General features: G+C 52.1%; 13 protein-coding genes. 6 read left to right on the forward strand and 7 right to left on the reverse strand.

Annotation, left to right across the window (positions count from 1 at the left end; all coding sequences use genetic code 11):
- Positions 1 to 31 precede the first annotated feature (31 nt).
- Together LAT75_RS07095 and LAT75_RS07100 are read left to right on the forward strand one after the other, a co-directional pair.
- Complete coding sequence (locus LAT75_RS07095; protein WP_291481944.1) at positions 32 to 3,103, forward strand: phospholipase D-like domain-containing protein; 3,072 nt, start codon at positions 32 to 34, stop codon at positions 3,101 to 3,103.
- Between the two features lie 223 nt (positions 3,104 to 3,326).
- Complete coding sequence (locus LAT75_RS07100) at positions 3,327 to 3,509, forward strand: CPXCG motif-containing cysteine-rich protein (RefSeq protein ID WP_363320529.1); 183 nt, start codon at positions 3,327 to 3,329, stop codon at positions 3,507 to 3,509.
- 38 nt (positions 3,510 to 3,547) lie between these two features.
- On the opposite strand, the gene LAT75_RS07105 is transcribed toward LAT75_RS07100, so the two are convergent.
- The 7 genes from LAT75_RS07105 to LAT75_RS07135 all read right to left on the reverse strand — a co-directional run bounded on the left by LAT75_RS07105 (position 3,548) and on the right by LAT75_RS07135 (position 10,086).
- Entirely contained in the window at positions 3,548 to 4,525 is a 978-nt protein-coding gene (locus LAT75_RS07105; protein ID WP_291481946.1) for a hypothetical protein, read from the reverse strand.
- 113 nt (positions 4,526 to 4,638) lie between these two features.
- Complete coding sequence (locus tag LAT75_RS07110; RefSeq protein WP_291481947.1) at positions 4,639 to 4,854, reverse strand: hypothetical protein; 216 nt, start codon at positions 4,852 to 4,854, stop codon at positions 4,639 to 4,641.
- 32 nt (positions 4,855 to 4,886) lie between these two features.
- Complete coding sequence (locus tag LAT75_RS07115) at positions 4,887 to 5,627, reverse strand: M90 family metallopeptidase (RefSeq protein ID WP_291481948.1); 741 nt, start codon at positions 5,625 to 5,627, stop codon at positions 4,887 to 4,889.
- An 82-nt stretch (positions 5,628 to 5,709) separates the two neighbouring features.
- Positions 5,710 to 6,504 (reverse strand): acetolactate decarboxylase, encoded by a 795-nt coding sequence (locus LAT75_RS07120; RefSeq protein WP_291481949.1) that lies wholly within the window; start codon positions 6,502 to 6,504, stop codon positions 5,710 to 5,712.
- Positions 6,505 to 6,535: 31 nt separating this feature from the next.
- Positions 6,536 to 8,155: a replicative DNA helicase gene (gene dnaB, locus LAT75_RS07125; RefSeq protein WP_291481950.1), complete on the reverse strand. Its 1,620-nt coding sequence runs from the start codon at positions 8,153 to 8,155 to the stop codon at positions 6,536 to 6,538.
- A gap of 59 nt (positions 8,156 to 8,214) precedes the next feature.
- Positions 8,215 to 9,066, reverse strand: a complete 852-nt coding sequence (locus tag LAT75_RS07130) for a uracil-DNA glycosylase (protein WP_291481951.1) — start codon at positions 9,064 to 9,066, stop codon at positions 8,215 to 8,217.
- A gap of 174 nt (positions 9,067 to 9,240) precedes the next feature.
- Positions 9,241 to 10,086 (reverse strand): inositol monophosphatase family protein, encoded by an 846-nt coding sequence (locus LAT75_RS07135; protein ID WP_291481952.1) that lies wholly within the window; start codon positions 10,084 to 10,086, stop codon positions 9,241 to 9,243.
- Positions 10,087 to 10,270: 184 nt separating this feature from the next.
- Here LAT75_RS07135 and LAT75_RS07140 point away from each other — a divergent pair, with 184 nt between their 5' ends.
- The 4 genes from LAT75_RS07140 to LAT75_RS07155 form a co-directional block, all read left to right on the forward strand.
- Entirely contained in the window at positions 10,271 to 10,498 is a 228-nt protein-coding gene (locus LAT75_RS07140) for a DUF883 C-terminal domain-containing protein (RefSeq protein ID WP_291481953.1), read from the forward strand.
- 128 nt (positions 10,499 to 10,626) lie between these two features.
- Positions 10,627 to 11,752, forward strand: a protein-coding gene (gene prfB / locus LAT75_RS07145; protein ID WP_291481954.1) for a peptide chain release factor 2 whose coding sequence is annotated in 2 segments (ribosomal slippage) — positions 10,627 to 10,707 and positions 10,709 to 11,752 — 1,125 coding nt in all. Because the reading frame shifts where the segments join, the coding sequence is not laid out codon by codon here.
- Between the two features lie 98 nt (positions 11,753 to 11,850).
- On the forward strand, positions 11,851 to 13,431 hold the full coding sequence (gene nadB / locus LAT75_RS07150; protein WP_291481955.1) for an L-aspartate oxidase: 1,581 nt from the start codon (positions 11,851 to 11,853) through the stop codon (positions 13,429 to 13,431).
- A gap of 12 nt (positions 13,432 to 13,443) precedes the next feature.
- On the forward strand, positions 13,444 to 13,634 hold a 191-nt coding region (locus LAT75_RS07155), incomplete at its 3' end, for a dephospho-CoA kinase (RefSeq protein ID WP_291481956.1).

Consider the following 13,634-nt stretch of genomic DNA (forward strand, 5'->3'; position numbering starts at 1 on the left):
ATTCGTTTTTATTCAAAGAAAGCAGTTTTTTATGATGAAATTTTGGTTACGCACAGCAGTGCTGGCTTGTGTTATGGCGATGCCCGCTATGGTTCAGGCTCAGCTTTTTGAAGACATGGAACAGGGAGTTAAAGGCGGATACGCTGCCGCTCCGGTTGATTTAAGTTCCGGAACCTGGTTTTTTAGTGATGCCCTCATTGGCACAGACTCAAACGACCGCAAAAACGGCACCCGTTCTGCACGGATTCGCGCCGGCTTTATTGAAATGAATTTCGATTATCCAAACGGTATGAGCGAGGTTACCTTCTACGCCGCTAATTCCGGATTTGCCAACGATACCGGCGGTGTAGTGCAGGTCAGCGTTTCCACCAACGGCGGCTCTACATGGCAACCGGTGGGTCCGGCCTTCACTCTTAGCAATACCCTCGAGCAGTACACCGTAACCCAGAACATTCCCGGCAATGTGCGTCTGCGTTTTGATCGCACCGCCGGAAACCGCATCAACGTGGATGATGTGCTCATCACCGATTATGTACAGGAAACCGAAGAGCCGGTACTTGTGGTGCGTATCAACGATGCGCCTTTCCAGAGCGGCGGCACCTTCGATTTCGGAACCACTACCGGCAGCGGCTCCGTAAACCTGCGCCTGCGCAACGAAGGGCAGACCCCGCTCGAAATCACCAATGCCAGCGTTCAGGGTGATGCGTTCTCGATTGAAGGCGACCTGAATGTTACCCTCGGAAATCTGGAAACGGCCACGGTAAGCATCGTCTTTGATGCTCCCGAAAACGGCGTTTATTCGGGCAGCCTCAGCTTCGAAACCAACGACCCTGAGCAGCCGGCTTTCACAATAAACCTCTCGGCCGAAACCCTCGATACCTCAGAGCCGCTTCCGATAGCGGTTGCCCGCAGCCTGCCGCAGGGCACGGTCGTTACCGTTGCCGGTCGGGTTACTGTAGCCGATCAGTTTGCAGGCCCGGTCTATTTTCAGGATGAAACCGGCGGTATTGCCTGGTACAGCGACGAAATTATGAGGCAGGATTACCTCGTAGGCGCTATCATAGGCGATTCGCTCGTCGTAACCGGACAGATCGGTAATTTCAATCAGCTGCTTCAGGTAATCAATCATACCTCGTTTGAAGTATTTAATGAAGCCAACGATGAAGTCGAGCCTGCCGACATCACCCTTGCACAGCTCAACAGCGGTGATTTTGAAGGGCAGCTTGTACGGCTCACCGATGTTACCTTCACCAACTCGGGCGTATTTTCCGGCGGCACGAACTATACCATTACCGACGGCACGGCTGAGTCGCAGCTGCGGGTCGATAACTTCACCAACATCCCTGGTGCGCTTATCCCCAACAGTTTAACTGAAATTACCGGGGTAGCCGGCCGTTTCCTTGCCAATCAGCAGATTCTGCCGCGTTTCCGCAGCGATATCCGCTCTACAGTCGGACCCATCATTGCAACTGCTCCGCCTTACACGGTTACGACTACGGCCAACTCCATCACCCTCGAATGGGAAACGGAAGCGCCGGGGCACACGGAAGTCCGCTACGGACTCACCTCATCCCTCGAACTGGGCACCATCGTTGATGCGACCCCGAAAACCTTCCACAGTGTTACTATCGACGGGCTTTGGTATGCCGAAACCTTCGAGTTTGAGCTGCGCTCTGCTGCAGGTCAGGATACAAGCGTAACGTCCCGCTATCTCAGCTCCACCGCCTCCCCCGCAGGATCAACCGGGGAGATCATCGCGCTGTTTAATCAGAGCGTTGCGCATGAGCTGGCCCTGTTCACCGAAGCACAGCAGAACGTTAATTTTGCTGACCGCCTCATTGAGTTTATCAATGCTGCCGAAGTTTCAGCCGAATTTGCCTTCTACTCCATCAGCGGTGCGGCAGGCAACGCCATCGGCGACGCCATCATCGCTGCGCATCAGCGCGGAGTGCAGGTTCGCGTGATCGGCTCCAATCATACCGGCAATACCAACGCGGTCATCACCCGTATGCAAAATGCAGGTGTACCGGCTGTGCAGGCCAACAGCATCGAGCAGATGCACAACAAATTTGCCGTGATTGATGCCTTCCATCAGGATTATCACAAAACCTGGGTCGTTACCAGTTCCTGGAATGCCACCGACGACGGCACCAATAATCAGTTCCAGAACATGCTCAACATTCAGGATGTGGCCCTCGCCCGTTCCTACTGGCGTGAGTTCAACCAGATGTGGGGGGCCGAGTCCGGCGCGTTTCGCCCGAATCAGGCGCGATTCAGTGCTGATAAGAAGGTTGTGAACGCGTCCTCTTTCTGGATTGGCGAAGACCAAACCTATGTGCAGCTGTACTTTAGCCCGCAGGGCAGCACCGAGGCGCAGATCAACCGCACCCTGGCTACGGCACAGGAAAGCATCGATCTGAACCTGAACCTGATTACCCGCCGGCCGATTTCCAACACCATGCTTTCGCGCTTCAATCAGGGCGTGAACGTTCGCGGTGTAATCGGGCAGATAGCGGGGCAGGGCAGCGAGTGGGATTACCTCAGCGGCTGGGCCGATGTGCACCATCTGCCGCAGGGCGAGTTCGGCCTGCTTCACCACAAGACCGCGATAGTTGACGGCGAACAAGCCGGCAGCAATGCAACGGTCATCACCGGCTCACACAACTGGTCGGCCAACGCCAACTTCTCAAATGATGAAAACACCCTCATCATCCGCAGCAGCCGTCTGGCTAACGAATACTTCCAGGAGTTCGCAGCCCGCTACTGGCAGGCCGGCGGGGAAGATACCTTCAACGTACCGGTGAATATCGACGACACCGGTTATGAAGTTCCGATGGTGGCATCCCTCTCGCAAAACTATCCGAACCCGTTCAACCCTACAACGAACCTCAGTTTTGAGCTTCCGAATCAGGAGCAGGTTACGATAAATGTGTACGACATCACCGGTCGGGTGGTCGCAACCCTGGTGCGCAATGAAAGCATGAGCGCGGGCAGGCACACCGTAAGCTTCGATGCCTCACGGCTGGCAAGCGGCGTGTATCTGTACAGCATGCAGCTGGGCAGCGGTCAGCAGTTTACCCGTAAAATGACGCTCATCAAATAAGCGTAAGCCTCAGTTATTTTCTCCAAACCAAAAGGGACGCGACTGAATCGCGTCCCTTTTGGTTTCCTGATTTTTTAATTTTCGGATGAAGGCTGCTGTGCCCCATCTGCTTATCCGGTCAAAAACAATTTTGTGTATGATTAATTTTGATGATGACGACGACTTCGGTTTAGACGAAGATGAAACCTGGGATGACTACGACGACGGTTTCAGCGACGTAAGCATTCAGCAGGGACACTTCAGCTGCAGCTTCTGCGGGGCTGCCAATCATACGTTTATCGACCCGAGCCAGGGCATGGAGCAGGAGTATGTTGAAGACTGCCAGACCTGCTGCGCCCCCAACCTGCTGCGCGTAAACTGGCAGGATGACCTCAGCGCCTGGACCATGGAAAGCGGGGAAGAATGATGTGATGCCGGTTTGTCAGCAGAAAATCTTTATCCCCGTTAAATGCTGCTCAGGTGGTCGTAGTAATTCTCCAGCGCCCGGTCAACCGTTATGCCGCTTTCCACTGCGGCCTCATATTCACGCATGAAAAGATCAAACGAGCGAACTCCAATGAGAGCACCAAGTACATGATGGGTTATTAATTCTTCATCGTAGTAGCTGAGCTCTTCTTTAAGAAAATCAATTCCTCGCTCATATTCATGAAGCATACAGAAGCACCCAAAAATGATCTTAACAAGGGTTTCATAGGGACTAACTTCACTGATAATAATGCGCCTGCCGGTCTGCCGCTCAGGTTTTTTTAGTTTCCTCAGCATTTCAGTACCGATGCTGATTGTTATTTCGCTAAGCTCTGTGTTATTAATGGTATAGACAAACTCCTGGATCAGCGACATCCTTCTGTCAGCAGATGCCATTGTGTTCATGAGCAGCAGTTCCAGCCCCTCCCGTATATAATCGCTCCACGGCATGCTGCCCCGCATTAAGCTCAGCACAAGTCCGAAAAAAGCCACGTTGCTGAAATTAATGGCTTCAAAAGGTTCATCTGAGGCGAAAAGTTTGGCTTCATAACGGGCAGTCCACATCAGCTCGTACAGGCTAAGGGCCGCGTCGGCAGCTGTTTTCCGGTCTTCTCCGGTTACCCCCGCATGTGCCTGCAGGGCCTTCACAAAGCTGATTACCGGCAGCCGCCATTGTGACCGGTTTTTTTTGTTTACGCTACCGTTCGGGCGGATATACAACCCGTTATAAGCACGGTCCACAAACGTATCAATTTGTATTGCGAGCTCCTTCACCCCCGGTATTTTTGCGTACGCCTTCTTTGGTTTCTTCCAGTCTTCCGGATTTTTAATGAGCTCGTCGATCTTGTTTTCTTCCCGCTGCGCCTTGGGCACGGCTTTGTACAGCTCCTTCAGGATTAACCTAAGCGAATCGTCGCTGTATCCTGCTATAATTTCGTTCAGCTCTTTTATGGTCATGGGTGTTTCTTGTTTTTACTGTGTTTAGGGTGTGCGGTAATCAACAGAAAGAAAGGTGTTTTTGCGGGGGGATGGGTTTCTGCCCCGAACAAGCTTCCGGGATTATACCTGCCTCAGTAAAAATCCCGGTTTAAATCATCGGTCTCCCGAACGGCTGACCTCGTTTGGGAAGCTTTTTGTGGGGCTGAAGCGCGTTCGTCATCATCTATTGTTCCGTTCAGCTTTAGCGCATTTACCACTTCCTTCCAAACCGCAACCGGCACGACTGCATCGGTGATTTCTCCGTTTTGATCGGTAAGATAGCGGATGTTTTTGAATTGCTGTTTCAAATCGTATCCCATTTTTTGGGTCAGTCTGAGGGTTAGGGTGTCGGGTTGTAAATATGGGCCATCACTTTATAAAGCTGCTCCGAATCCTGGCGCAGGGCTTCCGGGCGGGTGAAGTAAAGCTCTGAAAGCACGGCAAAAAACTCGTGCAGGTCTTCCGCGCCGTAGGGATCGACCGAAGGCAGCCGCCGCGGATTCCGGCTGAAGGCCTCAAACTTGCGGGCCATCACAACCGCCCATTCGGTTTCGGAGTTGCCGTTGAGCACCCGCTCGGTTTCGAGCGAAATGCCGAGCTCATCATCAAGCTGATGCGCAAATTCGTGAATTACGAGGTTATCCTCAGAGCCGGTTTGCAGGTGCCGCTCGATTTCATTCCAGGCCAGTACGAGGCTGCCGAACTCCCACGACTCGCCAAAGCGCCGCTCATGGCCCGTAGTTACGATGCCGGCTTCGTCGTAATCCTCAACCGGCGCAATGTAAGGTTTCGGGTAAACGAGGATGGACGTCAGCGCCGGGAAATAGTCCGAAGCCTCGCCCAGCAGCATTAGGGCTGCGTAGCCGGCTATTACGAGCTTCATCTGCTCTGTAAGCGCAATGCCGCCGCAGGCTTCGAAAGTTTTTTCCTCAAGCATCACTCTTGTTTTTCCGCACAGAAGCTTAAACTGCTCGTCGGTAAGCCGCTGCACTTCCGGCAGCCCGCGCAGTACCTCAGCCTGCTTCGGTGAAAGCCCTTCCTCCAGCCAGCGCCCGCGTCGGTTGAAAAGAAATCGGAACATCGGCAGTGGGGTTAGGTTTTCTGAGTAGGGGAGATGCCCGGCGTTGTCCGTCCACCGGATGCCGACAATGATGCGGCCCGGATCAGCGGGCCGGCAGCCAGAGCGTAGCGCCGGAACTTAGGGTGATGTCATCAACATGGCCGGCTTCGTTTTCCTCATGCGACACAAAGTGCAGGTGCATGTTGGTGCTGTGATGCGTAAAAATGCCGTGATGGCTGTCGGAGTAGAAGCCAAGCACTTCAACCGGAATGTTAGTGAGCACGCCGTGCGGACCGGTGACCATGTGCTTTTCGTGCGTATGAACCGGGTCGTCTTCGGGCCAGTCGATAACATGCCACACAAGCTCGGCAGCAGTACCGGTGAGGCCAAACGGGAAGGGCTGACGGGTGTCGAGCCCGAAAACTTCAGCCTGAAGTGCTGCAAAAGCTTCCAGCTGTGCAAAGGTTCGAACGGAATCTGCGACGGGAAACCCCTGCCAGTCTTCTACCTCAGCCCAAACCATAAAGGCGGCAGCTTCATCCTTCAAGTCAATGAAAACGGCTTCATCACCCACGGCCCGGTTGCTAAATGAGGTGCCCCGCAGAATCAGAATTTCTCCCTTAAGGTTTTCAAAAGCACCGAGGGCGTAAACGTTGGGGTTCAGGTCGAAACCGTTAAAGTGCAGATGAGCGCTCAGGTTGTTCTGCCGCATGATATTGCGCAGGGCACCGGCGAATTCAACCTGCGGCGACCAGGATGTGAAGGTGTAACGCTCGGCGCTAACGTTTTCGGGTTCAGTCTGTGGGGATTCCGGCGCTGAATTTGTGCAGCCCGAAAGCATGAAAATGCCAAGGCCGGTCAGAATGGCAGAAAACAGGGCAGTGTTTACAAAATTCATATTGATTAATCAGAAATATAGTTGAAAAGCGTCAAAATGGTGGGGGGCCGTCTTCGTCGGGAAGGCGATCGGGACCGGAGGGGAAAACGGGCGGCCTTTTGGAGGTTCCGGGCTCAGAGGGCGGAATTATGGTATCGCTTTCTTCTTCATCCTCAAAAGGAGGGATAGAGCCGCTGTTACCCCGGTCTTCGGAGCCGCCATCGTTGCCAGGTGCGGCATTGTTGTAGGAGGCAAAGTTTTCAAAGCGCGCGTATTGCTCTACAAACTGAAGTTTTACGGTCCCGACCGGACCGTTTCGCTGTTTGCCAATAATTACTTCCGCAACGCCTTCGGTACTTTGCCCTTCTTCGTCGGTCGTTATTTTATAGTAGCTCGGGCGGTAGAGAAAACAGACAACGTCGGCATCCTGCTCAATACTGCCGGATTCCCGAAGGTCACTCAGCATGGGCCGCTTGCTTCCGCCTCGGGTTTCAACTGCGCGGCTAAGCTGCGAGAGTGCAATAACAGGCACGTCAAGTTCTTTTGCAAGGCTTTTGAGGCCGCGGGAGATGGTGGCGATTTCCTGCTCACGGTTGGAGTTGCGGTCGTTTGTATTGCCGCGCATCAGCTGCAGGTAATCGATGATGATCAGATCGATATCGTGCTCGCTTTTCAGCCGCCGGCACTTGGAGCGTAGTTCGAGAACGCTGAGGGCCGGGGTGTCATCAATAAAAATTTTGGCCTTGAACAGCCGGCTTGCCGCATCAATCAGCAGCTTGAAATCATTATCCGTGAGGCGGCCGGTTCGGGCATCCTGCGCGTTCACGCGGCCTTCCATGGTGAGCAGGCGCTGAACCAGCTGTTGTGACGACATCTCCAGACTAAACAGCGCAACAGCGGCCCGTTTTTCGGCCACCGGAAACAAAGCTGCATTGCGGGCTACAGTAAGTACAAACGCAGTTTTTCCCATAGAGGGCCGTGCTGCAATAATTACCATATCCCCGCGCTGCCAGCCTGCGGTCCATTTATCGATATCGGTACCGGAGGGTACGCCGGTGATGCCGCCTTTTTGCCCGCGGATATCCTCAAGGTGCTGAAGTGTTTTTTTGAGGATATCACTCATGTTGTTCGATTCGGCACCGCGCTTGGCGTTGGCAAGCTCGTAAATTGTTCGCTCGGCCTTGTCGAGCATGTCGTAGGGATCCGTGCCGGGGTCGTACGACTCTTTTACTACCTCAGTAAAGGTCCCGATGATGGTTCGCTTGATGGCCTTTTCAGTCAGAATCTGGCAGTGATACTCAATATTCGCGGCTGAACTCACAGAGCGGGTAAGTTCCCCCAAATAGGCAGGACCGCCGATTTCATCCAGCAGTTTGCGGTCGCGTAGCTCGCTTTCCACGGTAATGAGGTCGAGGGGATTGCTTTTTTCGTATAGCTCCTGCATTACCTCGAAAACATGTCGGTGCCCTTTTCGGTAGAAATCAGATGGCTGTAAAAGCTCGAGAGCCTGGGTTGCCGCTTCATGTTCAATCAGCATGCCGCCAAGAACGGCCTGCTCGATTTCGATGGCCTGCGGGGGGAGAATGCCGCCCTCAGAATAAGATACCGGCGGACCATCCTGCCCGCGGGGGCCGGAGTAGTTGCCGGAATTGTTGTTGTAACCGTTACTCATATATTTGGGAGAAAGGCCGGGTTAAAACCGGTGAAGATCGAAAAGGTGAATGCGGTGGTCTATGATTGCAGGTAGGGGAGGAGTACCGGCTCACAGCCGAGGATATCGTAGCGCTGACGCAGTTTCTGAACGTCTTCCCAGGTGTCGCGTTTGAGGTGTTTGTTGCGCAGCAGGGCCGCCGGATGATAGGTTACCATCAGTTCGGCACCACGGTAGGGATGAAAAGTGCCGCGCATATCTTTGAGCGCAGTTGTGGTGTTGAGCAGTGTTTGCGCCGATATAAGACCCAGACACAAAATGAGTTTGGGCTGAATCAGGTCAATCTGCCGCTCGAGGAAGGGCAGGCTTCGGGCGCGCTCTTCGGCGGTGGGGTTACGGTTGTCCGGCGGGCGATGCTTCAGGATATTGGCGATGTAAATCTGACTCCGGTCCACTTTTATCGCGGCCAGAATTTTAGTGAGCAGGTTACCGGATGCGCCCACAAAAGGCTCACCCAATTCATCCTCCTTTGCACCGGGCGCTTCGCCGATTAGCATCAGATCGGCCTTTGGGTTTCCTTTCCCGAATACAAGGCGGGTGCCGGTAAGATCGGTACGAAGCACTGCTGCTGCTTCACACAATTCGCGAAGCGCATCAAGGGTTTTACAGTCCTGCAGGGATTGGATCAAAGTATCAGCTTTTGTTTCAGTTGGGTGTTGTTGGTCGGGTGAAGCGTCCACCGGATTTGGCTGTGACGAGCCGGCAGCAGCAGCCGGATTACCGGATGCTACAATTTTAGCCGGGCTTTCCTGTAGCGGAAGGGCTGCAGAACCCGTAACTGCCGGTAAGGGGATATCACCTACGGGTGCGTAAACCTCATGCTGAGCTTTCAGAAAAGCTTCAACCTTCTTAAAAAGTTCTTCTGGCGTCAAGGGTTGCTGTTCTGACATCTCGTTAGGTGTAAGATGTTGATATATATTGTTTTGCGGAATGGCCGAAAAGGCGGATGCCGAACCTCAAATATAGGGTAAGCACGTCGCTTTATAAAACTTCAATTCGGGTATAAGCAGAAGCGTCAAAATTCCTGAAACCGATCGCGTTCACTCTTAGCGCTCACTGAAGGCAGCATCAATGTCAAAAAGGCCCTGAATGAAGCTGTCCGGCGTGTTTGGGGGCAGACTGTAATAAAAAGGAGTATGCCAGCCTCCATTGTTAAACAACTGAGGTGATTCACCATTGAACCCCTCGCTGCTGTGCCTGAAACCCGCTGAGGCCATGATTGCGGCAGGTGCGGCCAAGTCCCAGAAAGCCGTGCGGCGATAGCTCACAAAACCTTCCGACATTCCGAAAAGCGGACCAACCATATCAACCATCCCCGGCAGATATTTGGCCCGGGTTACGCCAAGTTTTTTGACACGCTCCCGTATTTCTTCCGCATAGCTTTTTATAAAAATCCGGGAAGCAGGTCCCCACTCAGTCAGTTTTGGGTACAGCCTTTCCGGATTTCGCTGATTTTTTTCCAGCCCGGCACCAAAGCCCTTCCATCCGTAAAGCATGGTGTCGGTTTCAGGCCGGTAATGCATCCCCAAAACAGGCTGACCCTCATATACGAGGCCGGCAAGCAGATAGTAATCTTTGCCACCCTTCACAAATGAGTTTGTTCCGTCGATTGGGTCAAGGTACCAAACCAAACCGCTGCCGGCAGGGTAGCTTTTTACTTCATCTTCTTCGCCAACGACAGGCTCAGCGGGAAAGCGTTTTTCAATTGCTTCCCGCAAAAAAGTGTTTGCCCAAATATCGGCAGTAGTTACCGGGCTTTCGTCAGCTTTATAACGAACTTCGGCCTGCCCCATTTTTCTCATATGCATCACATGCAGCCCGGCTTCACGGATGTCAGTTTTAAGAGCTTTAAATCGTTGTTCGAGTTCGGCAGATGAAATTGAGGTGCTCAAAATGAATAGCGTTTTTTATTAAAAAAAGAAGGTGGGAAATTGAATAAATGCCTGCAATCAAACGATAAGCGGAAAAATATAGTTATTTTAATATGTCGATACGACAGAAAATATTGCTTGCGTGAATCACATGGATTAAAAGCAAAATACAGACTAAACGACACTTAAATACCGGAGTTAATTTATGGAATCAAATAAAGTAAGTGAAGCCTTTAACAATGTGCTTGATAAGGCAGGATACGACGAGAGAGTTCAGCAGCTGTCTGACGAAAAAGAACGCCTTGAGCGCGAGCTTTACAAAGAATACCGCAACGCCCGGCGATACGTGCGAACGCACCCCGAACAGGGCGTTGGCCTTGCCGTTTTAGGCGGTGTTATTATTGGTTTTCTCGTAGCCAAACTTTTTGACTAAGTTTAATTTCCCGACACTGAGCGGTCTTTGGTTTCTAAAGCCGAAGACCGCTTTCTTTTTTGTATATTTCTTCCCTTCAAAACGGCAGTTTGCCACAGCTGCCAAAACTTTGTTTTTAAATTAAACCGATGTCTACCAAAGAATTAAGCTATACTTCTGATTTTATCAAAAAACAATTTTCGCGGCTCGACGAGCTGAGGAGGTATCTTTGACTACGATCACAGAAAACTCCGGATTGCAGAGATAGAGCAAAACACACAAGCTCCTGATTTTTGGGACGATCCCGCGAAAGCCCAACAGGTGATGAAAGAACTCACCAATGAGAAATCCTGGATTCAGTCGTGGGATGCCCTTGATGAGCAACGTGAAAATATTGGTGTTTACCGGGAGATGCTTGCCGAAGGCGAACCCGTTGTTGAGGAAATCGAAAAAGAGATCAAAACCCTGATTGCAGGCATCGACGAGCTGGAATTCCGGAATATGCTTCAGCATGAAGACGACCGCAGGGATGCCCTTATCACCATAAATCCTGGTGCGGGTGGTACTGAGAGTCAGGACTGGGCCAACATGCTCTACCGCATGTACACACGCTGGGCAGACAAGGCCGGTTTCTCGGTATCAACTGTTGAATATCAGCACGGAGAGGTGGCAGGTATCAAAAGTGCATCTATTGAGGTTAAGGGTGATTTCGCTTACGGCTACCTGAAAGCTGAAAACGGCGTTCACCGGCTCGTACGGATTTCACCCTTCGATTCAAATGCCCGCAGGCACACTTCGTTCTGTTCGGTTTTCATCTACCCAATTATTGATGATACGATCGAAATTGATCTGAACCCGGCTGATATTGAATTACAGCGCTTTCATTCCTCCGGCGCGGGGGGGCAGAATGTGAACAAGGTTGAAACCGGCGTGCGCCTGGTCTGGACCGGCAAACTCAGCGATGGCACTGAGCCGCGCGTAGTTGCGGAGTGTCAGCAGGAGAGGAGTCAGCTGCAAAACCGTGAAAAAGCCCTTCAGTTGCTCAAATCGCGCATATATACGCTCGAAAAGGAAATCAAAGACGCTCAGCGCAGCGCCCTTGAGGGTACAAAAAAAGCCAATGAATGGGGCTCGCAAATTCGCTCTTATGTGATGCATCCTTACAATATGGTTAAGGATCACCGCACCAATCACGAAACTTCCAATGTGGATGCCGTGATGGAAGGCGACCTTGATGCTTTAATCAAAGCTTTTCTGATGAGCGAATCGAAGTAATTTTTTAAACGGACCGGATGCAGGCATCCGGTCCGTTTTTTTCTTTTCTCCCCTTTTGATGACGGTTGCTCCGGGGCAAATCTCAACTATTGGAATTAATGACACAATTTGACTTTTTGGTGATAGGCAGCGGCAGTGCCGGACTTTCATTTGCACTTGAAGTCGCAGATAAGGGCACGGTCGGCATCATCACAAAAAAAGAACGGGCCGAATCGAACACCAACTATGCACAGGGCGGTATTGCATCAGTGCTTGATACAGCTGACAGCTATGAAAAGCACGTGGAAGATACCCTCGTTGCCGGAGCCGATCTTTGTGACCGGCAGGTTGTTGAAGAAATTGTAAAAAGCGGCCCCGATACCATCCGGAAACTTATTGCCATGGGGGCCGAATTCACAAAGCGGGAGGGAGAACTGCACCTTGTGCGGGAAGGCGGCCACAGCCATAACCGCATCATCCATGCCGACGACATGACCGGCCGCGAGATTGAGCGTGTGCTGCTTGCAAAGGCAGACGAGCACCCAAATATCACTATTCTGGAGCATCACTTTGCCGTTGAGCTGATTACCGAGCATCACCTCGGTATGAAAGTGACCAAATATGTAGATAAAACATGTTTTGGTGCCTACGTGCTTGATACCAATACCGACAAAGTGGAACGGGTGCTGGCACGCGTTACGCTGCTTGCTACCGGGGGTGCGGGGCAGGTTTATCTGCATACAACCAATCCTGAAATTGCGACCGGCGATGGTGTTGCCATGGCATACCGCGCGAAGGCGCGGGTTTCCAATATGGAGTTTATTCAGTTTCACCCTACCTCGCTGTGGCACCCGGAGGCCGATTCCTTTCTCATCTCTGAAGCCGTGCGCGGGCACGGGGCCATCCTCCGGAATACCGACGGCGAAGCGTTTATGGCACAGTACGACCCCCGTAAAGAGCTTGCCCCGCGCGATATTGTTGCACGTGCTATTGATGATCAGCTAAAAAAACGCGGTGATGAGTACGTACTGCTTGATGTACGCCATCTGGGAGAGGCCGAACTCCGAAAGACCTTCCCCAATATTTTCAGCAAATGCCTCGAACACAATATGAATATGGCTGCGGATCTGATCCCCATTGTGCCGGCAGCGCATTACATGTGCGGCGGGGTATGGACCGATATTAACGGGCAAACGACCATTAACAATTTGTTCGCAGCGGGTGAAGTGGCCTGTACCGGGCTGCACGGGGCCAACCGTCTGGCTTCAAACAGCCTGCTCGAAGCTCTCGTCGTTGCTGAAAAGGCTGCGAAAGTTGCAGCCGGGGTAATGAAGCGCACTGATTTTCGTACCGATATTCCTGAATGGGATGATTCAGGAACTTTTGATACCGAAGAGTGGGTGCTCGTTTCACACGATAAGCGGGAGCTGCAGCAGATTATGACCGATTACGTGGGTATTGTGCGCAGCGACCTGCGCCTGATGAGGGCTTTTCGCCGGACCCGTTTGCTGCATGAGGAAGTTGAAAGTTTCTATAAAAAATCAAAGATAAGCGTGCCGGTTTGTCAGCTTCGGAATATGATTGCAGTTGCCTATCTCATCATTCGGTCAGCCTTACTTCGCAAAGAAAGCCGCGGCCTGCATTTTACGACCGACTATCCCAATACTAATGAAGTGGCCGAGCACCACAATATACTTTAGGAGGCTCTCAGGATGATTGTCGCAGGACTTACCGGCGGAATCGGAAGCGGAAAAAGCGAAGTAGCACGTATCTGGAAAGCGTGCGGCGCTTTTGTGATGGATGCCGACACTACAGCCAAAAGCCTCATGGCAACAGACCCGCTGTTAAGGGAAGGTCTGATTGAAGCCTTCGGCGATGCCGTTTTTTTGCCCGACGGAAGCCT

The organism is Cyclonatronum sp., assembly GCF_022565315.1.
GTDB lineage: Bacteria > Bacteroidota > Rhodothermia > Balneolales > Cyclonatronaceae > Cyclonatronum.